We start from the raw sequence: 22,544 nt of genomic DNA on the forward strand, positions 1-22,544 counted from the left end.
TTCTGCTCGGGTTGGCTTAAGCAAAACATGATATGGAACAGGGTCGGGCTTAGGGGTCGGGCGAATCTTTCGCGAAACGGCGGAGTCATGTAAAAGACTGCGCGCTAAGATCGTGAGGTTGTTGTCGTCAGAAATTCAATCAGGAGGATCAGAATGAAATCGCTTGTTGTGGTTTTGGGTGTTCTTTTCGCGTCGAGTGCCATGGCGCAAGACAAACTCGCCTCGCAGAAGGCGTTGTTCGATAAGTATTGCAAGAAATGTCATGCCGAGGATGGGAGTGGGAAAAAGCCCACCGGTGAATGGCTGCCGGTCGTAAAGACGCTTAAATTGGAAAAGCCGGAAATGTTGAGCATCATCTCGGATGAAGCCAAGAAGAAGACGGACGACGACATCAAGAAAATGATCCTGGAAGGAAAAGACAAGATGAAGGCGACCAAAGCGACGCCGGAAGAGGCGATTGAACTGGTCGCATACGTTCGTCATTTGCAGGGCGGCACGAAGTAACAAAGACCGTTTTTAGGCTGTTCAAAGCCGGTCAGTTTAGAGGCCGTTTGTGCCGTGGCAACCGGCGCAGGCGGCCTCGCCCTGTGTGCGGACGATTTCCTGTATCGCGTCCAGATCGATCCCGGCAAGCGAACTCTGATTACTCTGGTGGATGTTCTTCGGAAGGTGGCACCCGAAGCAATCTGAACGCTGCCACCCCGGCTGATGCTCTTCTTCCGTGAGAATCAACGACTGCGGCGAGTTAATAATGTCTCCATAATTTTCGCCCGGACTGTCATGACCGCAGCCGCTCATGAGGACCGCGAGGAAGAAAAGGATGTACGTTGGGCGGGTCAAAAGGAGATTCCTTTCTTCGTATGGCAATCCCGGCAAAACTGAATCTGATGGCACGAACCGCACGAATGAGGATTCGCCCGCGCTTCGACGGAATGGACGTAAAGGAACGTGCGCGGATGGACGGTCTGAAGGATCGAATCACGCTGCATGTGGCAATCGACACAGCTCGATCGATCGTGGCACGTGGCGCAGGAAAACTCGTCCAATCGGGCGAAGACGGCGTGCCGCTGCGTCCAATCGAGACGATGGTCCGCCGGGATTAGCGGCCGGACATCCTTGTGACAGAGAAAACATCTTTGGGTGGCCTGCGCGGCCATCTCCGGTTTGCGATGACAGTCATGGCACTTCCATACCGGGCCGGCTTCGCTCGTTATTACGAGCGGTTTTAGGGCGTCGCGCTGCGGATGACAGCTCAAGCAATGGAGATTCTTCTCCTGAATTACAGGCGCATGAACGGCGTGGTTAAACAAAATGGATGGATGAACGGTTTGCTTGGGTGTGACCTGGCGCCAGTCCCCGGTGCGGACGCATCCGCCGATGATCGTAACGGCGATCGGCGCGATCCAGAAAAAATGTTGGCGTAGTTTAGAAATAAACATAACGAGCCGAGACTCCCACGCGAACATCCGCCGTTTGATCGATGTTCGAATTGATTTCGCCGTTTACGCCGAGCTCAAGTCCCCATCGCCATGCGTACAAGCATCCCAGGCCGGTGTGAAGAGCGTAATCTTCCGACCCGGTCACCTTGTCATATCGAGCGACGGCGAAAGATCCTCTGGCCCGCCATCCGAGCGAGATCTGTTTTTCGAGCGAGCTCGTGAATCCTCCGGATCGTCCGCCGTAACTATCCTGAAAGAATGCTCGGACGGAGGCGATCCAGGGGCGAACCCCCTCGATCCATTGAAACCCGCCATCCACCATATGGCCGTCCTCGGATCGGGTGGTCAGAACTTCATAACGTTGAAAACTGTACCCCGCCTGAACCGAAAGTTTCGAAGAGACTCGGTACGCCGCTGCACCTCTCCCTTGCCATTCCTCCCCCTGGGAAAAGAGCGTAAAAATCCGGTCCTGCCATTCGAAATTATCGCGGGATTCGTTGTATCGGGCGAACTCTCCGGAGAGGAGCAAGGCATCCATGGGGAAGAGTTCAAGTCCTGCACGACCTGATCCGAAAAGGGTTTTGTCCGCCAGGTAATCGATCGAACCATATAATAGAGGCGTCCAAAAAAACGGGAGCGCTTGTTTGGCTCCGGCCACGATCCATTGCCGGTGGACTGTCTCCAGATCGTCTTCATACCGATACCCCATCGTCAGTGTGGTCGAGGAGAACGGTTGCAGCGTCAGGTCGGCGCCGATCAACGTGGATTCTTCGTCGAAATCGGAAATTTCAGGATGCCTTCGCAAGCCGCCGAAGAGACGTCCCGATATTCGTCTCCGGGTACCCAGAGAAACTTGCGCGCCGTCGAGAAGGATCAGCGACTCGAACGGGTTCGCCAGAAATCTCCCCGCCTGGGCGTTCATTCCCCATTCGGGCCGATTCCACGAAACACTCGCTTGGTAAAGATCGGCCTTGTTGTCCGGATTTATCAGATTGGACAAAATCTGGCCGTCCATTGAAAATTCCCCTTGCAGCGGGGAAATTGGGGCGCTCAGGCGAAGGCGATTCACCCACGGGAGTTCCCGGTCTCCGATCAGATTTTCCCGGATCTGATTATACGATCTGAGTTCGACGGTCGGACCGGCCCAAGAGAGTGTTGGAGCAAGAATGACCATCCATCCCAGCGTCCGATACACCCCTCGAAAAAGAAATGGCATATGGATATTTTAGTGTTCGTCTCCCGAAGAATAAGAACCATGATATGCATCATGCCGGGATAATTCCCGTCAAGGGCATGATCAAAGAAATGCGCGCTCGGCATCCATTGGGGTTGTGGAGTCTTATTTTCACGTTGCTGAGTGTTTCCCCGGCGCTGGCGGAAAAGGAGAAACCTAAGAGCGGCTGTATCGCCGAGGGATGCCATGCCGTTCTCATGAACGCGAAAGTCGTGCATTCGGCGATCGAGGATGGCGCATGCGACGGATGCCATACACCTTCGGAGGGGAGCAGTCCCGACCAGGCGGGTGCCAAACATAAATTCGAGAAGATCGACGTCGGCCAGGCCTGCGGAGATTGCCATGAGGCCGCGAAAGACAAATCGATTCACAAGCCGTACGGCGAAGCGAAGTGCACCGCTTGCCACAATCCGCACTCGTCCGACCAGCCGGCTTTGTTGCGGGAAGAGTCGCCGGCACTTTGCCAGCCATGCCACGAAAAGATCGCCGCAATTTCCTCGCGAGGTTCGAGCGATCATCTGGTGGCCGACGGAAAACTCGCCTGCCTGAGCTGTCACGAAGGTCACCTGTCGAAAATACCGAAACTTCTCCGAAAATCGCCGAAAGAACTCTGCTTGGGATGTCACAACAAGGAAATCTCGACACCTCAGGGAACTCTGGTCGATATCGCCGGTAAGCTCACCGACAAAAAAGCGACCGTCCATGACCCCGTCGCCGATGGGTGCGTCTCTTGCCATAATCCGCATGGGAGCGAACTCCCGCGGCTCCTCGTCCGTTCGTATCCGACGGCCTGGTACGGCAATCCATCGATTTCTGCGTACGGCCTCTGTTTTGAGTGCCATGAAGCGGCCGGTTTTGAAGCCAAGGAGACCGAGGAGGGGACGGCGTTTCGAAACGGCAAGAAAAATCTCCATGCGGTCCACATCTTGAACGATCCGCTGGGCCGCTCCTGTTCCGCCTGCCACGACGTGCATGCGGCGGCGGGAGAGCACCTCATTCCGTCGCAAGTTCCCTTTTTCGGTTTCTTGGTTCCCACGAATTTCAAGACGGCGGAGAACGGCGGCAGCTGTTTCCCGGGTTGCCATGAAGCGAGAGCCTACGATCGCTTGGAGGCTGTGCCTCTATCTAAGCCGGACTCGGGACACCCGAAACCTTAAGAACCAAACGGCATCCGGTCAAAATAGTTTCCGTACGAGAACTGATACAAATCATGGTTCACAAGGAGGCGTTCTGTTCTCCTAATTCTAGTAACCGGAATTCATTTGGAACCGAACGGAAGATGGCTTTTGTATGCGTGTTGTTGCGTAGGGTCGGCACTGATCGTCTCCGGATGTCAGAGCGGGAGCGGTCAGCCGATTCAATACAATCATAAAGTTCACGTGGAAGAGGCGGGAATGGATTGCGTGTCGTGCCACGTCAACGTCCAGAGCGGCGCCCGCGCCACGATTCCGAACATCGACGTATGCCAGGATTGCCATTCCGAGGAGCCTTCGGCGGATAAAACGGAACTGAAGAAGTTATTCTCTTATACTTCGTCGAATAAAAAGATTCCTTGGCGGAAGGTTTACCGTGTGGACGCGCATATCTTTTTTTCGCATCGAAGGCACGCGGTTCTCGGGAACATTTTGTGTGAAACATGTCACGGAAAGGTTGGGGAGAAAATGACTCCGGTGACCGGACGGGCCGTGGCCATCACGATGAAAGGTTGCATGGATTGCCATGAGAAGAGGGGGGTAGCTAATGACTGCCTTCTTTGTCACCGGTGAGGCGGAGCGGACAGGAGACCTGAAACGACATGGCGAATATTGACCGAAGAAAATTCCTGAAGATCCTCGGCGCGAGCGCGACTGGAACGGCGCTGGGGGGTACGGCAACGGGCGCCATGGCCTGGCTTTGGAAGGTCCCGGACCACCTAATTGAAGAAGCGTTGCGTGGACCCGGGTTCGAGACGTTCAAGAATTCCGTCTGTCAATTGTGCCCGGCGGGTTGCGGCATACGGGTCCGACTGATCGATAACATCCCCGTCCGGATCGACGGGAATCCGACACACCCGATCAATCGTGGAGGCATCTGCCCGCAGGGCGCGGCCGGCCTCGATTTTCTGTTCCATCCCGATCGGATTCAGACGCCGCTCATCCGTGTGGGGCCGAGGGGGAAGGGGGAATTCAAAGCGATCGGTTGGGACGAGGCGCTGGGCAAATTGGCTGAACGTTTGGGAACCCTACGACAGAAAAGAACCCCCGAGCAGCTGGCCTGCTTCGTTTACGAAAAACGCGGGTTGATGCACGAAACGATCGGTCGATTCATGGACGGATTCGGATCGCGAAATTTGATCGCAACGGACGACGGGGAGCACGATTATCTGCCCTATCAGCTCCTCTTCGGCTGGAAGAACCTGCCGGCGTACGACATCGAGAATGCGCGCTACCTGCTGAGTTTCGGCGCGAACATTCTGGACGACGGCGTTTCTCCGCTGCACGCGATTCACGGATACCGGAAAATGAGGGAAGGCGCCGCCGGGGAACGGGGAAAGTTTGTTTTCGTGGATTCCCGGCATTCCGTGACCGCCGCCAGCGCGGATGTTTATCTGCCGATCCTGCCCGGAACCCACGGAGCGTTTGCGCTTGCCGTGGCGTATGTGTTGATCAAAGAACGGCATCTCGATACGGCGTTTCTCCGCGACCACGTCGACGGCTTTGAGTCCTGGACCGACGACCGGGGGAATCGTCACGCGGGCTTCAAGGACTATGTCCTCGCGGACTTCTATCCCGAACGCGCCGCGAAGATCACCGGAGTTCCCGCGGAGAGAATCATCGACGTGGCCCGGAACTTCGGAAGAACGCGCCTGTCGTTGGCAGTCGTGGGAAATTTGGGCACCGATACGACCAACGGCCTCTGGAACGCGCTCGCGGTTCTCTCGCTGAACGTTCTCGTCGGGAATATCGAAACCAAGGGGGGCCTTCTTGTTCCGCGGGCGGCACCGTTTTCAAAACTCCCGGTCGTTCGTCCGGATGAAATCGCGAAGCGAGGGCTGAACAAACCTCTCCTCTTCGAAGCCGAGAATCGCCAGGCTCCCTTGGTTTCCGACTCCATGGGCCTCGCGTGCGAACGGATGGCCAAAGGCGAACCGTATTCCATCGATACGCTCTTGGTCTATGGCACCAACCCTGCGTTTGACCACCCGTACGCGAAGAGTGTTCGCAAAGCGCTCGAGAAGATTCCGTTCATCGTCTCGTTTTCGGGAATTCGGGACGAGACTGCGGAATATGCCGATCTGATCCTCCCCGATCATGCGTTTCTCGAAAAATGGTTCGATAGTGCCGACACGCCCGGCATCAAGTTCGCTCACGCGTCGGTCGGTTCCCCGGTAGTGAATCCCCTTTATCAAACCCGGCACACGGGAGATGTCCTGACGGAAGTTGCGGCGAAGCTGGGAGGGAGTGTGGCCCAGGCATTTCCACAATCGGATTTCCTTTCGGCCTTGCAGCAAAAGTTCAAGGGGATTTTCGCTTCCGGCGAGGGAACCGTCGTATCGGGCTCGTTCGAGGAATCGTGGGCGCAGTTCCTTAAAGAGCGGGGCTGGCAGAACCTCGTCTACGAGTCCTTCGAAGGTTTCTGGAAGGTATTGGCGGAGCGCGGCGGGTGGTGGGATCCGACGCAGGATGTGATGTCTATCAAAGAAGCGATTCAGACGCGCACGGGGAAAATTATGCTCCGGCTCGACGAGCTTCAATCCAAAGCAAGTGAAGCGGCACGATCCGTGGGTAAGGAAAATACCTCCCCTGAAGCCGCAAGCCGGATACTGGCTGCCTGGGGAATTCGAGAAACCGCTGACGCCGCCTTTCTTCCACACTACGAGGAGCCCACGTTCACGGGCGAAGTAAAAGAGTTCCCGTACGTGTTGGTCACGTTCGGCTTGCTTTCAAATCGCAGAGGTTTCGGCTCATTTTCGCCGTTGCTCCAGGAAATGTTTGGTTATCCCGAGCGGATTTACTGGGATTCTTGGGTGGAATTGAATCCCCATACGGCGCACGAGCATCATCTTGTTTCGGAAGACTGGGTGAAAATCTCGTCGCCGGCGGGGTCGCTTCGCGCGCGGGTTGTTTTCAATGAAGCGTTGGAGCCCCATACGGTGGCCGTACCGTTCGGCATGGGTCATACGTCCGGCGGGCGTTACGCCAAGGGCGTGGGTGTGAATCCCTATGAGATTCTGACGGAAGTGAGCGACGTCTTGCGGGGAAAGCCGGCGAAAGTCGCGACGCGCGTGAAAATTGAGAAATCCGAAAGGAAGGTCCGCTAAATGCCGCGATGGGGAATGGTGATCGATCTCGATAAGTGCACCGGCTGCGGCGCTTGCGTGGCCGGGTGCAAAGTGGAGAACAATGTCGCCGTCGGCTCGGCTGAACTCGGGCGGGAAAACCGAGCCATGTTCTGGATGGAGATGGTGAAGTTCGTGGAAGGGGAACACTATCCCGATGTGCGGATTCGGTACGTGCCGCGGCCTTGCTTTCAATGCGACAACCCACCGTGCACCCGTGTTTGTCCCGTCCGCGCGACGTATCTCTCCGATGAGGGGATTGTGGCCCAAATCTACGCCCGCTGCATCGGATGTCGCTATTGCCAAGCGGCCTGCCCGTACACCGTCAAGTCTTTCAACTGGTACGAGCCGAAGTGGAGCCAAGAACGGTCCAGTTGCTTGAATCCCGATGTGTCTCAGCGGCCGAAAGGGGTCGTGGAGAAGTGCACGTTTTGTCACCACCGCCTGCAGGTGGCGCGGGAGAAAGCACGGGCCGAAAACCGATCTCTCCGCGAGGAGGATTACAAAGTGGCTTGCCAGGACGCCTGTCCGGCCGGAGCGATATTGTTCGGAGACTTGGAAGACAAGTCGACGCAGGTGTTCAAGCTCAGCAAGAGTCCGCGTGCCCAACGTCTCATGGAAGATCTCGGAACCGAGCCGAAGGTCTTCTACCTTTCGAGGGGAGGATGACATGAAAGCCCGGCCGGAAGATCTGGGAGCGGAGGAACATCTCCTCAAACCGCTTCATCGGGTTTCCCCGAAGCTTCTCGTTCTTTGCGGCCTGCTTTTCCTGGCGGTTCTCAACATGCTCTTCGCCTTCGCGGGACAGGTTTGGTTCGGTCTCGGTGTCACCGGAATGAATCAGCCGGTGACGTGGGGTTTCTATATCGTCAACTTCGTCTTCTTCATCGGGATCAGCCACGCGGGGACGCTCATTTCCGCGATCCTGCGCTTGTCACAGGCTGAATGGAGGCGGCCCATCACGCGAATGGCGGAAGTCATTACGGCCCTCGTTCTTGCGATCGGCGGTATCCAGCCGATCATCGATCTGGGAAGGCCGGACCGGGTCTTCAATATCTTTACGTCGGGCAGACTCCAGTCGCCGCTTTTGTGGGATGTGACGTCGATATCGGCCTATTTTATGGCCAGCACGGTCTTTCTCTATTTGCCCCTCATTCCGGATATCGCGCTTCTTCGGGACCGGGGAGGAAAGCTTCGCTGGGCCTACGACCTGATGTCCTGGGGATATCGCGGGACGGAACGCCAGAAGCACGTGCTGGAACGAGCCATGACGATCATGATGATCATTGTCATCCCGATCGCCGTATCCGTTCATACGGTGATCTCCTACATCTTCGCCATGACGATTCAGCCGGGGTGGCACAGCACGATCTTCGGCCCTTATTTCGTGTGCGGGGCGATCTTTTCCGGAATCGCGGCGCTCTTGATCGTCATGATCGCCTTTCGGAAGGCCTATCACCTGGAGGACTACTTAAAACCCATTCACTTCTCCTACCTGGGACAACTTCTTTTGATCATGTCGCTCCTCTGGTTTTACTTCACGTTTTCGGAATACCTTACGGCCTTCTTCGGGAACGAACCGCAGGAACTTCGTGTCGTGAATTATAAATTTACGGGGGCATACTGGCCGCTCTTCTGGGGGATGATCGTCGCGAACTTCGTCATTCCGGTGGCTCTTTTGAGTTCACCCAAAATCCGAACCATCCCGAACATCTTGGTGGCGTCGATCTGCGTGGTGATCGGAATGTGGCTGGAGCGATTAAACATCGTGGTTCCGTCGCTCGCGAATCCGAGGCTCCCATACGCGACGGGCTTCTATATTCCCTCGTACACCGAATGGTCCCTTTTCTTAGGGATGGCGGCGCTTTTCGTCTTGATGTTCATCGGCTTCTCCAAGTTTTTCCCGCTCATCTCGGTTTGGGAAATTCAGGAAGGGAGGACGCACGGCGTGAAAGAGGTGACCGAAAGGGTCGAGAGCTACCTTCCTCCGATGGCGCTCGAAGGAAAGGGGCGGGATTCATGACGAAAAAGAAAATTCTTTTTTTCAGCCAGCTCGTCTCTCTGGCGGGGATCTGGGTCTTCGTCTTGGGAATCAGCGTCTGGATTCTCCATCTCATCCGGATGGCCAACAAGCTTCATGACGCTCCGACGGCGTCCGTATCGATCAGCCTGGTGGCCATTCCCGTCTTTCTCACAGGCGCGAGCGTGCTGACATATGTCTTCGTCGGCATACAGAGAGGTGGAAAGGAATAATGCGATGAACGGGCGGATTCCGATGGCCGTGTTCACCGTCGTTTTGGGCGCATCCTTCATGCTCGGCGGCTTCGCTCGGAGTGAGGAGGAGAATTGGCTTCCATCGGAGCCGCTCAAGGGGCGAGTTGTCTTCGAGCAAAAGCACTGCCCGCAGTGCCATTCGATCGGAGGCGCGAAAGGCGGGGTCGGTCCCGATTTAGCCGAAGCGGGAACGTATTTTCACGGGAGCTTTCTCCAGCTCTCATCCATTTTATGGAACCACATTCCGGACATGCTGGTGGAATACAAAACGCGAAATCTTTCTTGGCCGAGTTTCTCCGAGGACGAGGTCGGCTATCTGATTTCCTATCTGTACTATCTGCGATACTTGGGAAGCCCGGGCGATGTCGCCAACGGCCAGCGCCTCCTCCAGACGAAAGGGTGCGTCGCCTGTCATGCCGTCGGGAAACAAAAAAAGGCGGGGGACGCGCCTCCGCTGGATCAGCTCAAGAAATATGTTTCGCCGCTCTACCTGGTGCAGGCGGTTTGGAATCACGGGCCCCGGATGCAGCGGATGATCGAACAAAAGGGAATCAAGCGGCCGACATTCGACGGTCAGGAAATCAGCGACATGAGCGCGTACATCCGCAACGTAAGCCGCTGGAACACCGAGGAGAAAGTGTATCTCTCCCCGGGCGATCCGAAGAACGGAGAACGGGTGTTTGAAAGCAAGGGGTGCGTCAAGTGTCACTCCGAACAAAGGGGGAGGAAGCGGGCGCCGTCGCTGGAGAAGTCGAGCCTGAATGAGAGCGCGGCGGGCATCGCGGCGCTGATGTGGAACCATGCGGATGTCATGATGAGTTCGATGAAAGAGGAGAAAATCAGCTGGCCGACGTTCGAAGGGCGCGAGATGCCCGATCTGGTCGCATACCTGTTCTTTCTGGATTTTCTGGAACCGCCGGGAAACGCCGCAAAGGGCAAGGAGCTATTCGGCCAGAAACAATGTTCCTACTGTCATTCGATCCACGGAGCCGGGGGTACCATCGGACCCGATCTCGCGGTCGTCGGTTCTCTTTCCTCCACCCGGTCGATCCTCCGGATGATGGTGAATCACGCGGAAAACATGTCGGAAGCCGTCCTGGGCGCCGGGAAAGCCTGGCCGGTTCTGGGCGGTGACGAGATGAATAACATCTTCGCGTACTTAAAAAGCGTCGAACGGAAAGAAAAAAAGAAATAGCCCCTATTAAATGGCTACCTTCGCAATTTAGACAGAAGGGAGGCCAGTGTTCGAGCTTCCCCGGCGCCATACCGGCGGGTCAATTTCTTCAGGAGCGGGAGATCCAGCTTTTCACGCGAGACCTCCAATACCCCTCGCACGTCATCCATATCTTTAGGTCCCCCGGCGAAGATTTTCATCGCAATAAAATCCTCCGCCCCAATGATCCGTATGTGGCCTCCCATAAAGGCGGCCTCCAGAGCTCTGGACAGAGCTCCCGCTTCCATCCCTCGAATTCCCAACAACAAATCCACTCGGTTTTCGTAGGCATCCGCAAGCATGAGTACCGCCGTCACCGGGTCATCGACATCTCCTTTACTCAATTCCACAAGAAAACCCGCCCGATGCATCTCCTTTTCAAGTTCAGGCAAGTCGCCTGATGGCAGCGAAATGACTACATCCGCGTCTTGGCTGGCGCGAACCAGACCATGGAAAGCGGCAGCAATCGCACCCACCACGGCATACGGAATCTTCAAATGATTCAAGATGTCGACCGCGTCCAAGAGGAGCAGCGTGGATTGTCCAGGTCCCGTTGTCTTCATGGAAATCGATCTCGCTCTGCCTTTCGGTTAGAGCGAAAGGACTTCCCGATCCTGTGGATCTCCATCACAAGACGGGAATGTTCCGCATAGGCGATCAGGCGCTGCTCCGGCGACATACGCCGGGCACTTTCGATAAGCTTTCGCCGCATCCGTTCGCCGAGTCTGGATCTCTTTTTCACACGATGAGCATATATCCAATTCGGAAAGGGCGGATAACTTTTCAGCGTAATTCTAGTCCTGGAACTACCTGAGTTCTGAAATCACGAGATCGGCGTCGTATACGGCGCCGGAGGAGATGGCGGAGGGACTTCCGCCGGGGTATGTCAGTCGCCGACCTCGCACTCCTGGAGGCTCCATGCGGGAAGCGAAGAATTACTTTCCTTGCCGATCGACCGAAGCCTATAAAGGACGTCGCTCACCTGGACGACCTCGTATCCCCTGTAGTCCCAGCCCATCCGGCAGCGGGAATCTCCCGGGCATGTCATCCATTCGGCGCAGCCGCCTTCGGGATCTCTCCTGTAGCATTCCGGGTGAGGACGCATCAACGGACATTGGTAGTCTCCGCTCAAACCGACCTTGGTCTCGAGGCATCCGTCCCAATTGGGATCGCCACCAAAAGCCTGAGTATCGTACGTTGGGGAAGAGGAGTAGTTGTTCGTATACGTCCCCGGGTTGAATGTGACTTTCGCGGTGTAACCCAACGCGTGGGTGGTTTGGCATTCAACGACGTCCGGTTTGCAGTTCTTGTCCATGCCATTGCCAAAAACATCCGGAGCCGTGGAATAGACCGTCGGATCGTCGTCCTTGCAGTCGGTTCCCCCCGAAGTCATGTTCGCCTCTCCGTCTCCATCGTTATCCGCGTTGGTCGGATCGGTCAGCGGCTGCGTTGTCACCTCCTCGTAATCGGTCCGGCCGTCGCGATCCGTGTCTTTCGCCAAAGGGTCGGTCCTATAGGTGTGGACTTCCACGCCGTCATGAAGTCCGTCCCCATCCGTGTCGACGGACGCCGGGTCGGTTCCATAGGTCGACTCTTCGGGATCGCTCAGACCGTCGCCGTCCGAATCCGGGGGGCCGTACAAAAATCCACCTTCGAGGACGGACGAGCAACCGTCGGGATTTGCAGCCACAACATCCACCTTGCACGTGCCGGCACAGACGTGGTCTAGGCTTGGGACCGCTACGCCGATCGTCGAGTGGCTTACGGTCCCCTCGTACCTTGCTCGTTCGCCGCCGATGGAAACGATGGCCGAACCAGCTAAATCGACCACAAAATTTTCCCCCGATACATCGACGTGCGTGTCCATCCTTCCGGAATTTGGAGTTAATGCCGTAATTTTCGGACGGGTCGTGCAGAGGGTCGCTCGCGTGTATGTGAAAGCATCAAAAAAATCAGCCTTCCGCCCCTGAGCGTCGACCAAGGACACATCGACGGCTCCGACACTGTCACCGGCCGGCACCTGGACTTCAATCGCCGAGTCTTCGGCATGCAGGATCGCCGCCTCTCTTGAGGCGAAAAGAACCTTGCGAACCTCCCCGAAGCCCTTCCCGAGGATGGTGACCACCGATCCGCCTTCCCCCGAACCGGGCTCAATTCCAAGAAACGTCACGCTTTGCTGGAAGGACGTTGTTTCGCCATCGGGAGATGAACAGAAACAAAGCAAGAGACAGAGGGGGGCTACCCCAGCGATCAGGTTCGGCTTCCGCATGTCAGTCTTTGCTTAAAGGGAACCCCCTTTGTTTCAGCTGCTACGATCCACCGACGACAGGTTTGTTGTATCCCCATACCTTCTCCGGGGGCCAATGCAGCAACCGGTGTGCCAGGTATATATTATGTTGGAAGTTTAAGAAGTTACGTAAAATCGTTCGTCAAAAGGCCGCAAAGTTTGAATGAAGTTCTGCGCTGCTTGGGCAGAATGTCGGCGACGAACGTTGCGTTATCCAAGGCACGTAGCAATCGGCTTCACACACTCTTATAGTTCACGACGGTGTTGATCGTTTCGATACTGACTGGGGTAGCGATATCGGCTGCCGCCCCCGCTTCCACCAAGGTCGCGTTTTTGGCCGATCATGGGTACAGCGAAACAACCGATGCCGTTTTCCGGATGGTTCGAAACGAAGGCGCTTCCCTGCTCGTGATTCAAGGCGATCTCGACTACAAGAGCGACGCCCAACAATGGGAGGAAATGATCAACAGGACGTTGGGAGAGAATTTTCCGGTCCTCGTGGCTCCCGGCGACGAGGAATTTAAGCGCTGGAAAGACTACCAAACTGTCTTCCGCCGCCGCCTCGAACGAGCCAAAGAAGTTTCATGCGAGGGTGACCCTGGAATCCGTTCCACGTGCACGTTCCGCAATCTTCGGGTTCTGTTGCTCGGGGTGGGGTTGACCGGCGACGACTATTCTTCCTACATCCGCAATCCGGCTATCCATGGGAAGGAACCGTGGAAAATCTGCTCCTGGCATCTTAACCAGCGCCTCCTTCAGATCGAGAAGAAACCGGACGAAGCCGGATGGGACGCCTATGAAGCCTGCCGTGAGATCGGCGCGATCGTGGCAAACGGCCACGCGCACGTCTATGCCCGGACACATCTATTGTCGAAAATGAATCCGCCGACCATCCTCTCGAAGGAACCGGTTCTTACGATCGCGCCCGGTCAGACGTTTCTCTTCATCAGCGGCATCGGCGGAAAATCAATCCGAAAGCAAAAGGACACCCTGGCCGCCAACCCCTGGTGGGCTACTGTTTATACCCGAAAACAACATGCCGATTTCGGTGCGCTCTTTTGTTCGTTCGGCGCCCAAGAGAAAAAGCCCAAAGGAGACTGCTACTTCAAAGACATTCAAGGCCGAGTCGTAGACCGTTTCGAGCTTCTCAGTCTTTTGTAGCGTAGCTCCGGGTCGGATACGATCCCAGGCGTGAAGCGTTCGGCCCAGGTCGTTCAACCGGTACCGCCTTCTGGGGAGGTGGGGCGGGAGTATCCGGGCTTATACGAAGAACTCGACCAGCTGCGACGAAAGCGGTTGACGCTGGTGGCTACCGTCGGCGCGTTGATGTGCCTCACGATTCAAGTGATCAACTTCTGGACCCAAGCCGGCCCGCGGATCTATCCGCGGATGGAACCGGAGATCCTCGATCGGGCCACACTGCTCTTTCACGCCGCTTCGTTTCTTTCAGCCGCTTTCCTGTTTCGAATTCGTTCGCTTCAGACACAGACGGTTCTCGCTCTCGATCTCCTCTTGTTTGGGTTGAACATTCTCGCTCGATCCCTTGCGACGATCTGCATCGTTGAAACGGGCGATCATTTTCCGGGAATCGAGGGTATTTCCCTTGCGGTGATTTTGCATGGGGTATTCGTTCCGACCGGTATCACGATACCGATTGTGCTCGGCGCCTTGGCCACGATCTCCTTCCCGTTGGCCCAAATCGCGGGTTTACACTGGTTCGACTCGATCGCCGCACATTGGCAACAAGTAAGTGGGGCGGAGCCGTTTGCGTTCTTGCTTACTTTGAACACGCTTACGATCGCCTTTTTCGCCTTTCTCGGCGTTCTGGCCAACCGCGTTTTTTACGGCCTCGCCCGGGACGCCTACCGCGCCAAACAGCTTGGGAATTATCTCATTGAAGGGGAACTCGGTTCGGGCGGGATGGGAAAAATTTTGATCGGACGGCATCGTCTGATGCGCCGGCCGACGGCGATCAAAGTTTTGCGGGCCGAGTTTTTGGGCGGGCCGGAAGCCTTGGCTCGTTTCGAGCGCGAAGTCGAACTGGCGTCAAAGCTTACGCATCCCAACACAATCGCCATATATGATTTCGGACGTTCGGCCGACGGAACCTTTTACTACGCCATGGAAATGCTCAAGGGGTTAAACCTCCAGGAACTCGTGGATCAATACGGTCCTCTTCCCTCGCCGCGGGCCGTGCATATCGTAAAGCAAATTTGCGGATCGCTGGCGGAAGCGCATTCGATGGGTGTCGTCCATCGCGACATTAAACCGAGCAATATTTTTCTCACGCAGCGCGGAGGTCTGGACGACTTCGTCAAAGTCATCGATTTCGGTTTGGCCAAACAGGTCGCCACGCCCGACGTGCCGGGTGAGGGCCTTACGGAGGCCGGGCGTCTGTTCGGCACGCCGCATTTTATGGCGCCGGAGACGGCATACGGAGCCGATCGAGCGAGTCCTCAGTCCGATATCTACAGCCTGGGCGCGGTCGCTTATTGGCTTGTAACCGGAAAGCGGCTCTTCGACGGCACTCCGGCGGAAATATTGGCCGCGCATGTGAAGACGGTACCGAAGCCGCCTTCAAAAGTTTCAGAGGTTCAGATTCCGGCCTCACTCGAACAGACGATACTTACCTGCCTAAAGAAAAAACCGGAGGAGCGACACAAATCGGCGATGGAAATCTTCACCGCGCTGGACGGCATCGAAGGGACATCACGTTGGTCAAACGCACAAGCGAGAGAGTGGTGGGAGATCCACCATCCGGGTCTGTTCACGCATCTTTGAGTAATTCTTTGAGAGCAGATCGTTCTTCGTCCGAGGCAAAGAGCGTGGCTCCGGTCTTTAGAAGGTCGGAAACGACATGGTCGATCGGTCGAACGGTTTTTCGCTTTTGTTCATCGCTCAGATCGCCGATAAACGGCCACAGTCCCTTTTTCAGATCGGCGGGAAGGACCTGCTCCAGATATTCGAGGGCGAAGCTCCTGAGCTTTTCGTTCTCGAGAAGAATTCCATAATAGGCCGCCCGAACCGCCTCGGGCTCCAGCACCAGCGCCAACATACGGAAGGTATGCTCGATCCCGAGCTCCCCTCGGCGTCCCACCCGTTCGGACACGAGATCATCCTCTTCCGGCTCGGTTTCATCCAAAAGCCGGTGCAGTTCCCAGACCGGCTTTCCACGGCTGACTTCCCCTTTCAAGGCTTCCCACACACCCGTCTTCCAATTTGTCTCCGACACCGGAAGGCCATGCTTTCGGCGGTTGGCTAAAGCGATCGCCGAACGATATCGAACTTCGAACCGTGAGTCTCCCAGAGCCACGACAAGCGCCTCATCCGCTTTGGCGATCGGAACTTTCGCCAGGACACGGGGGATTCTCCTGCGGATGACGAAATCGTTGTTTTCGTCCCGGAGAATCCCCGCCAACACGTGGAATCCGCCAGCCCCGACTCGAACCAAAGCGTGCGTGACAAGATCCTGAAGATCTTTTTGTGCCAGGAGACGGACGAGAGTCTCCGCATGGCTTTCATTCCAGTCCGTTTTCTCCATCAGCGCTTTTCGAACCTCGGTGGGATTTTTGGATTGAATCCGTTCCAATGTCGTGCTCTTCGTTGGCGTGACCGGCGCTTGAGAGACTTTGGCTGCACCCGAGGGTGGAAGGAGACCTCGGGCCTCCAAGTCGGCGGCTATACCCAGCCGGCTGAAGGTCGCCGTCAAAAGCCCTCTCCCCTCAAATCGGGCATCCGCCAGCATTCGTTCCGGTTCCGCCTTATCCCGCAGCTGTTGAACGAGCGTCTCAAAATACTTCCTTCCGATTTGCCGGCTCAGCCCCAAGAAACCGAGGGCTGAGACTCCCACAAGAATCGAAAGGTATTTGGAGGGAAGGCCTCCCAAGGTGATGCATAGAAAAATGAGTCCCGATCCGGCCCCTTCGGCAGCCGCGTCGACCAAAGAATCAATGAAGGTCTTCGTTTTTCGCCGGACCTGCGTGGGAAGAGGGATGTACACAACTTCGACGGCCGACCGAAAAATGGATTTCCGGATCGAATTGTCCGCGCCGCGCGCCAACGTGGCCGCTATTAATCCGGGCAAGAGAAAAAGCCCGGTGGAGCCGGCCAGCAAAACCATCGGCAGAACTGCGAACGTGGTCCCGACACCCGTCCTCGCCAAAAGCGGCGCTGTAACAACGACCTGAAGAAGAAGAGAAATAAGGCCGGTCCAACCGTAGAAGCTCCCGAAAAACCCGGCCAGCTGTTCCCTCGACTGCAAGGAAGCTCGAACTTGTTCCTTGAATTGATAGTCGAGGAGCGTGCTCGCTAACGTTGCCGCGAAAACGATTGAAGCCAACGTCCGCAGATGCTCGTTCCGCCATACGAGATGCAAGCTCTCACGCGTACTGGTCCGTTCGCCCTCCTTTTCCTTAGGGTCCATGTCCTTTCGCGCCGGAAGCAGGACTTGCAGAAGCAAAAAGAGGCCGACAAGCCCAATTAACGCCGGGATCATTTGAACGAGGCCGATCTGTTTGATCAGCGGCTTGATGGACGTACCCAGAGTGAGGGCGCCGATGGTCCCTCCGGCGCTGATTAACGCAAACAAACGCTTGGCGCGGCGAATCGGAAAAAATTCCGCCGTGACCACCCAGAAGCCGGAGGTCAAGACGAATGCGCCCAGCGCCGTCCAGAGGTAAAAGACAACCACGGCGGAAGCATTTTGCGTCGCAACCGGCCAAAGTGCGAGAAGGCCCATCGCGAATAGAAACACCGCGTAACGAAGGACACGTTGAGCTCCGTACCGGGCCATAAGTTTGGAAAACGTCCCAATCGTTGGCAACGCCAGAACCACGACGGCGGTCGTGATATACGGGAGCGTCTTGACGTCGAATGTGCCAAGGTAGAGGGCCTCACGAAGGGAGCGCCCGAGAATCATCATTCCGACGACGAAAAACGCGCCGAGAAAACAGAGAGCAACCGTAGGGAACTCGCCCGGCCTTATGTCAAGCCAACTTGTGAGCCGCTGGGCGGGTTTCATTCAGAGGTGTTTACTACGCCGCCTCGGCGAAGTCGACCGGCTGGCGATGAAGCGACCACCACTCCCTCGCCTGATTCTGCGTCCAGAGTCTGTTGGGTTCACAGGTTTCAAGCGCACCGAGGAACTCGTCCATATTTTGAAAGCGATCTTCGGGCTTCTTGGCCAGACACCGAAGAACGAACCGGTCCAACGCTTCGGGAATGGCGATCTCGGAGAGTTCGGAAGGTGGTTTAGGGTCGGTCTTGGCGTGATCGACGAGAAGCTCGACGTTGGACGACGCGGCAAAAAGCGGCTGTCCCGTGAGCAACCAGAAGGTCACCGCTCCCAGATTATAGATATCGGCACGATGATCCACTTTCGATGAGCCGTACACCATCTCCGGCGCGATGTACCGAGGGGTCCCGAAAATCACTCCGGTCTTCGTCAAGTGGGAGGCTCCGTCAATTTTCATCTCTTTGGCCAGACCGAAATCCAGAACCTTTACGAAATCGTAAATGCCACCCCGTTCCGTCAGAAAAATATTCGCCGGCTTGATATCGCGGTGAATGATGTCCTTGTTGTGAGCTTCACCGAGCGAGCCGGCGACCTGACGGAGAATATGAATGGTACGAGCGGCCGGCAGGGGACCGTATTTCTCGACGATCTCCTGAAGGTTTAGGCCGTCCAGGAACTCCATCACGTAAAAAAATTTGTTGTCGTCCGTCCGTCCGAAATCATAAATTGAAATCGTATTGGGATGACTGAGTGTCGAGGCCAGTTGAACCTCCCGTTCGAAACGTTGGATCGCCGCTCCGGAATCGTCGTCGCCCGGCACAAGCATCTTTAATGCGGTCGGCCGGTGCATCATGGCGTGATGGGCGATATAGACCTTTCCCATGCCGCCGCTCCCGATCTCTTTTTCCAGGATGTAATTGCCGACTTGCTTCGCTTGATGGAGGTCCTTTCGCATGTTGTAAAGCGTCTTTGTGACCAGAGCCGAGACAAGACCATATATCGCGATTTGAATCGCTTGCGCCGGTGTGGCTCCGACCATCGCGTCGTATCCTCCACGCGTCTCCCAAAAGGTTTGGACGGAAGGGAACCAGAGATAGGACAAGAATCGCATGACGACGAAACCGAGTGTTGCCCAAACGCCCATGCTGATCTGGCAACTCAAGAGACAGGGAACAAATGCCGCGTGTACGAAAAGTATCAATGAAATCGGAAAAAGTGGAGCCTCGGCCGGAAATGCGATGGCCCCAACCCACGTAGCCAGCAAAAGGTTGAAATGGAATACAACGTTATCGATCGTGCGGAGGGTCCCCGCTCGCCAATCCTTCAAGGAACGTAGAAAAAGCAGTGCTCCGGCAAAAGAAGCGGCATGAATCCATTTGGAAATCAGAACCCAATTCGGCGCGATCACACTTTCCCATTGAACCGGGCCCCACAAGTATTTTGTAATAACCCAGCCGATCACACTGAGCGTCAGGCCCAAATAGGAGACGAGAATCAGGCGCTGATGAAGAAGCCCGCACCTCTCCTTCTGAAACGAGTCGCTCGTCTGGGCGGGCGACGGTTCCTTTTTCTTACAGCAAAGGGGCATCGTGATCGGCATACGCTCGCATCTCCCGGTGGGGCCTATCTAGCGATGATAATGATCATTGTCCAGGAGGTCCCCGTATCTCCTTTATATTGATTCAGTCCGGAGGAAGGTCTAAAAATTACAAATTGATTCCAAGGGCTTACACGGTTCTTTTGGGGATCCTCTGCACGATGACGCCTGCGGTCGCGGAAACCGTACCCGCGCCGATCTCCGGAACAGAACCGGAAACCCCGGTCGTCATCCAGGAAAAGGAACCTCGCTGGCCCAAAATCCTCGCTTTTCCCTTGGATCTTCCACCGACGGTTGTTCGCGGCGTCGGTCTCCCTTTCTCCATGTTCGCGAATTGGGCCGAGGAGACGAACCTGCCCCTTCGGGCGCTGGAGTTTTTTTCCAACGATGACCGAACGGCGTATTGGTACCCGACCTTTCGAATCGGCGGTAAGGGAGGCGCATTTTTCGGCGCCGGAGGAAAGCACCGAGACCTTTTCGGGAGGGGATACAGCGGTTCGGCGCTCGCGAATGTTTCGTTAGGCCTCGATCTCGATGCCAAACTTTCCTTCACGCATCCTCATCTCGGAAACAGCGATGTCGCCGGAGGTTTGGCCGCAACGTATTACCGGCGGCAACTGGAGGAATACTACGGCATCGGCAACGATTCCCGGGCGGAAGATTCCCGGAAATTCGAAGGGCGTCTTTTATATTTGTCCGCGCCGCTTGGCGGACAATGGGGTCGTCATTTCAATTGGGACGCGGCGGCGAAGTACGCGGTTCTTGAGCAAGATGAGGCTTTCCCTGGAGATTTAAGCGGCAATTTTCCGTCCAACGAACTCTTCGGATTGGGCGAGTCGATCTCGGGGGGAGACTTCGGCTTTGGTCTTCGTTGGGACGACCGGGATTTTAAAGGAGCGCCCGGGAAAGGGACGGTGATCAAGGGTTCGTTCAACGGCTTTGTTGGAGAGAACGATTTTCGTTTTATTCGGACCAAAGCGGCGTTCAGCCGTTTTCTGACGCTCCGAAAACGAGGGCGAACGCTCGGTTTCGGCGGACGGTTTGAGTGGGCGGCTACGCCCGGGGGCGGCGAAATTCCGTTCACTTTCGTTCCATACTTGGGCGGAAGCGGAAATTTTCGCGCCTACGACGATTTTCGGTTCCGAGACAACGCGCTGTTTATGCTGATTAGCGAGTACCGTTATCCGCTCTGGCGGTACGCCGACATGGCGCTCTTTTTTGAAAGCGGCCGTGTCGCGGGCAGCCCGAGAGATCTAAGTTTCCACGATCTGCACTACTCGTACGGCGCTGAAATTCGTTTTCGGACGCTCGACATCGCCTTTTTTCAAATTCTCATCGCTCACGGGGAGGACGGGTTCCGCGCGACGATGTCTCTGAACCAAAGTCTATGAACGCACCCTTTTTTCGCACGGTCCTGATCGTTTTATCCGTCACGGGTTGCACGCATCATTCGCCTGCGCCGATTCTCACGCAGCACCAAATCGCCGACGATCGGAAGCCGATCGCCCCGGTCAAGGAGCGAACCGACTTGAAATATGGCGAAGTCGCCGATCGAAACACGTTCGAGCGACTTGCACGGGTCGCGGACGTTCGAACCTACCTAACGGGCGTAGGAAATAGCCTGGGCGGTGACTGGGGCCCCGAAGCCCTCAACGCGAACTCGTTCGACGAAGTCGCCGACTCCAGCTGGTTTACGAATCGGAATGCACGCCAGGAGGTCGCTCTCGATATTCTTCGAGACGGCCCGCCGCCGGCGATTCACCTGTCGACCGTAGGGCCACTCGCCATTATCAGCGGCAAGGGATCGGGGGATATTCCGGGATTCATCGTGGCGGACCCAAACAACCAGCGGTTCCTTCTGAAGTTCGATTCGAGCGAATATTGCGGCCTATCGACGTCGACCGACGTCATCTCCAGCCGTTTCTTGTATGCCGCCGGTTACAATACTCGGGAAACACGGATCGAGCATATCGATCCGGCTCGATTCGTTCTCGATCCGAAAGCAAAAACCAAAGACCGCTTCGGGAAGAAGGTTCCGATGGATCAGGAGGCGTTTGCTCGCCTGATCGCCCGGCTTCCCGGCTGCCGGAAAGACGGAAAAGTTCGAACGATGGCCAGTCGCTTTTTGGAAGGGAAACCTGCCGGCCCGTTCTCCTATCAGGGTCGACGCGCCGACGACCCCAATGACAGGCTTCCCCATCAACACCGGCGGGAGTTGCGCGGTCTCGTGGTTCTGGCGTCATGGATCAACAACACCGACTTTCAGGATTACAACACGCTCGACATGTTCAAGGAGGCGGGCGATGGGAATGGGCATCTCGTCCATTACTTGCTCGACTTCGGCGGATCCTTCGGCCACGGGACGCTCCACCCGAAACAAAATTACCAGGGCCATATTCATTTTATTGATTTCGAGGAAGCAGGATTAAATCTTCTGACGTTCGGACTTCGCGATCCCGTCTGGGCGCAAGATTTCCCAATTCGGTATCGGTCGATCGGAAACTTTCGGGCCGACAACTTCGACCCATCGGAGTGGCGGCCGAGCAATCCCCATCCGGCCCAGCAACAAATGACCGAACGAGACGGATTCTGGGGGGCGAAGCTGGTGGCCTCTTTTTCCGATGAACAGATCCGCACCGCCGTCCGGGCCGCCGAGCTTCCCGAAGATGGGGCCGAAGAGGAGATGGTTCGAATTCTAAAAAGTCGGAGGGACACGATCGCGAAGTACTGGTTTTCAAAGGTCGGAGCTCTCGATCGTTTTGTCATCGAAGGGGACGTCCCCACCGTCCGATTTGTAGACTGGAACCAGGCGGGGCTCTGGCGGCCGACGCAGGCTGTGTCGTATCGCTGGCATCTTCGAGGGAGGAAAATCTATCGTAGCGGTACGACACTCAAACCTCGGATCGAATTATTCGCAACGAAGGAGGCATTCGAAACTTGGCAGAAACAGATCCGTAAGAGCGCCGATCGTTACCTGCGACTGAACATCACGCCGATGATCGAAGATCCCGTCAGCCTGCCGTACGAGAAAGTTGCAACAACCGCTCGCGCGGCGGGCCACTCGACCGAGGCGAGCATTTTCCTCCATGATGACGGTCGATTCTATTGGGTTGGAACCGATCGAAAGCGATCGTCGAACTAAGTCAGGCGCCACGTAAGCTGCTGGAA

The 22,544-nt window shown here is 56.2% G+C and carries 19 protein-coding genes; 12 read left to right on the plus strand and 7 right to left on the minus strand.

Going from position 1 to position 22,544, the window contains the following annotated elements:
• The first annotated feature begins 153 nt into the window (after positions 1-153).
• Positions 154-504: a c-type cytochrome gene (locus tag VI895_01395; protein ID HLG18454.1), complete on the plus strand. Its 351-nt coding sequence runs from the start codon at positions 154-156 to the stop codon at positions 502-504.
• A 36-nt stretch (positions 505-540) separates the two neighbouring features.
• On the opposite strand, the gene VI895_01400 is transcribed toward VI895_01395, so the two are convergent.
• From VI895_01400 to VI895_01410, 3 genes are read right to left on the minus strand one after another with little or no spacing between them, the layout of a single operon-like run.
• Positions 541-840: a cytochrome c3 family protein gene (locus VI895_01400; protein HLG18455.1), complete on the minus strand. Its 300-nt coding sequence runs from the start codon at positions 838-840 to the stop codon at positions 541-543.
• Complete coding sequence (locus VI895_01405) at positions 837-1,439, minus strand: cytochrome c3 family protein (GenBank protein HLG18456.1); 603 nt, start codon at positions 1,437-1,439, stop codon at positions 837-839. Before VI895_01405 ends, VI895_01400 begins: the two co-directional genes overlap by 4 nt.
• Positions 1,426-2,655, minus strand: a complete 1,230-nt coding sequence (locus tag VI895_01410) for a hypothetical protein (protein HLG18457.1) — start codon at positions 2,653-2,655, stop codon at positions 1,426-1,428. Before VI895_01410 ends, VI895_01405 begins: the two co-directional genes overlap by 14 nt.
• Before the next feature lie 77 nt (positions 2,656-2,732).
• On the opposite strand from VI895_01410, the gene VI895_01415 reads away from it, so the two are divergent.
• From VI895_01415 to VI895_01445, 7 genes are all read left to right on the plus strand, one after another.
• Positions 2,733-3,830 carry a cytochrome c3 family protein gene (locus VI895_01415; GenBank protein HLG18458.1) on the plus strand — a complete coding sequence of 366 codons (1,098 nt, stop codon included), beginning with the start codon at positions 2,733-2,735 and terminating at the stop codon, positions 3,828-3,830.
• A 105-nt stretch (positions 3,831-3,935) separates the two neighbouring features.
• Complete coding sequence (locus VI895_01420; GenBank protein HLG18459.1) at positions 3,936-4,439, plus strand: cytochrome c3 family protein; 504 nt, start codon at positions 3,936-3,938, stop codon at positions 4,437-4,439.
• Between the two features lie 29 nt (positions 4,440-4,468).
• Entirely contained in the window at positions 4,469-6,973 is a 2,505-nt protein-coding gene (locus VI895_01425) for a molybdopterin-dependent oxidoreductase (protein HLG18460.1), read from the plus strand.
• Complete coding sequence (locus VI895_01430; GenBank protein ID HLG18461.1) at positions 6,974-7,660, plus strand: 4Fe-4S dicluster domain-containing protein; 687 nt, start codon at positions 6,974-6,976, stop codon at positions 7,658-7,660. It begins immediately after the preceding gene.
• Between the two features lies 1 nt (position 7,661).
• The gene (gene nrfD, locus VI895_01435) at positions 7,662-9,014 is read left to right on the plus strand and encodes an NrfD/PsrC family molybdoenzyme membrane anchor subunit (protein ID HLG18462.1); all 1,353 of its coding nucleotides are present in this window, start codon (positions 7,662-7,664) and stop codon (positions 9,012-9,014) included.
• The gene (locus tag VI895_01440; GenBank protein ID HLG18463.1) at positions 9,011-9,244 is read left to right on the plus strand and encodes a hypothetical protein; all 234 of its coding nucleotides are present in this window, start codon (positions 9,011-9,013) and stop codon (positions 9,242-9,244) included. Before nrfD ends, VI895_01440 begins: the two co-directional genes overlap by 4 nt.
• 4 nt (positions 9,245-9,248) lie before the next feature.
• Positions 9,249-10,460: a c-type cytochrome gene (locus VI895_01445; GenBank protein ID HLG18464.1), complete on the plus strand. Its 1,212-nt coding sequence runs from the start codon at positions 9,249-9,251 to the stop codon at positions 10,458-10,460.
• Between the two features lie 14 nt (positions 10,461-10,474).
• Here VI895_01445 and VI895_01450 read toward each other — a convergent pair whose 3' ends face one another.
• Positions 10,475-11,041: a hypothetical protein gene (locus tag VI895_01450; GenBank protein ID HLG18465.1), complete on the minus strand. Its 567-nt coding sequence runs from the start codon at positions 11,039-11,041 to the stop codon at positions 10,475-10,477.
• A gap of 323 nt (positions 11,042-11,364) precedes the next feature.
• Positions 11,365-12,747, minus strand: coding sequence for an IPT/TIG domain-containing protein (locus VI895_01455; GenBank protein HLG18466.1), 1,383 nt, complete (start codon positions 12,745-12,747; stop codon positions 11,365-11,367).
• 279 nt (positions 12,748-13,026) lie between these two features.
• Here VI895_01455 and VI895_01460 point away from each other — a divergent pair, with 279 nt between their 5' ends.
• Both VI895_01460 and VI895_01465 read left to right on the plus strand, forming a co-directional pair.
• Positions 13,027-13,926, plus strand: a complete 900-nt coding sequence (locus VI895_01460; protein HLG18467.1) for a hypothetical protein — start codon at positions 13,027-13,029, stop codon at positions 13,924-13,926.
• 30 nt (positions 13,927-13,956) lie between these two features.
• A complete protein-coding gene (locus VI895_01465; GenBank protein HLG18468.1) occupies positions 13,957-15,546 on the plus strand; it encodes a serine/threonine-protein kinase in 1,590 nt (529 codons plus the stop codon).
• Here VI895_01465 and VI895_01470 read toward each other — a convergent pair.
• The gene (locus VI895_01470; GenBank protein HLG18469.1) at positions 15,533-17,785 is read right to left on the minus strand and encodes an Npt1/Npt2 family nucleotide transporter; all 2,253 of its coding nucleotides are present in this window, start codon (positions 17,783-17,785) and stop codon (positions 15,533-15,535) included. The two genes, VI895_01465 and VI895_01470, sit on opposite strands and share 14 nt — an antisense overlap.
• A gap of 13 nt (positions 17,786-17,798) precedes the next feature.
• Complete coding sequence (locus tag VI895_01475) at positions 17,799-19,379, minus strand: protein kinase (protein ID HLG18470.1); 1,581 nt, start codon at positions 19,377-19,379, stop codon at positions 17,799-17,801.
• A gap of 113 nt (positions 19,380-19,492) precedes the next feature.
• On the opposite strand from VI895_01475, the gene VI895_01480 reads away from it, so the two are divergent.
• Both VI895_01480 and VI895_01485 read left to right on the plus strand, forming a co-directional pair.
• Positions 19,493-20,767 (plus strand): hypothetical protein, encoded by a 1,275-nt coding sequence (locus tag VI895_01480; protein ID HLG18471.1) that lies wholly within the window; start codon positions 19,493-19,495, stop codon positions 20,765-20,767.
• Complete coding sequence (locus VI895_01485; protein ID HLG18472.1) at positions 20,764-22,518, plus strand: hypothetical protein; 1,755 nt, start codon at positions 20,764-20,766, stop codon at positions 22,516-22,518. Before VI895_01480 ends, VI895_01485 begins: the two co-directional genes overlap by 4 nt.
• Positions 22,519-22,544: the final 26 nt, after the last annotated feature.

This window comes from Bdellovibrionota bacterium, from assembly GCA_035292885.1.
Classification (GTDB): Bacteria; Bdellovibrionota_G; JALEGL01; order JALEGL01; family DATDPG01; genus DATDPG01.

What these genes read in the sequence shown, in the direction of transcription:
- VI895_01395 (HLG18454.1), top strand. Translation starts at nt 154, where the DNA reads ATGAAATCGCTTGTTGTGGTTTTGGGTGTTCTTTTCGCGTCGAGTGCC.
- VI895_01405 (HLG18456.1), bottom strand. Translation starts at nt 1,439, where the DNA reads ATGTTTATTTCTAAACTACGCCAACATTTTTTCTGGATCGCGCCGATC.
- VI895_01410 (HLG18457.1), bottom strand. Translation starts at nt 2,655, where the DNA reads ATGCCATTTCTTTTTCGAGGGGTGTATCGGACGCTGGGATGGATGGTC.
- VI895_01415 (HLG18458.1), top strand. Translation starts at nt 2,733, where the DNA reads ATGATCAAAGAAATGCGCGCTCGGCATCCATTGGGGTTGTGGAGTCTT.
- VI895_01425 (HLG18460.1), top strand. Translation starts at nt 4,469, where the DNA reads ATGGCGAATATTGACCGAAGAAAATTCCTGAAGATCCTCGGCGCGAGC.
- VI895_01430 (HLG18461.1), top strand. Translation starts at nt 6,974, where the DNA reads ATGCCGCGATGGGGAATGGTGATCGATCTCGATAAGTGCACCGGCTGC.
- nrfD (HLG18462.1), top strand. Translation starts at nt 7,662, where the DNA reads ATGAAAGCCCGGCCGGAAGATCTGGGAGCGGAGGAACATCTCCTCAAA.
- VI895_01440 (HLG18463.1), top strand. Translation starts at nt 9,011, where the DNA reads ATGACGAAAAAGAAAATTCTTTTTTTCAGCCAGCTCGTCTCTCTGGCG.
- VI895_01445 (HLG18464.1), top strand. Translation starts at nt 9,249, where the DNA reads ATGAACGGGCGGATTCCGATGGCCGTGTTCACCGTCGTTTTGGGCGCA.
- VI895_01450 (HLG18465.1), bottom strand. Translation starts at nt 11,041, where the DNA reads ATGAAGACAACGGGACCTGGACAATCCACGCTGCTCCTCTTGGACGCG.
- VI895_01455 (HLG18466.1), bottom strand. Translation starts at nt 12,747, where the DNA reads ATGCGGAAGCCGAACCTGATCGCTGGGGTAGCCCCCCTCTGTCTCTTG.
- VI895_01470 (HLG18469.1), bottom strand. Translation starts at nt 17,785, where the DNA reads ATGAAACCCGCCCAGCGGCTCACAAGTTGGCTTGACATAAGGCCGGGC.
- VI895_01475 (HLG18470.1), bottom strand. Translation starts at nt 19,379, where the DNA reads ATGCCGATCACGATGCCCCTTTGCTGTAAGAAAAAGGAACCGTCGCCC.
- VI895_01485 (HLG18472.1), top strand. Translation starts at nt 20,764, where the DNA reads ATGAACGCACCCTTTTTTCGCACGGTCCTGATCGTTTTATCCGTCACG.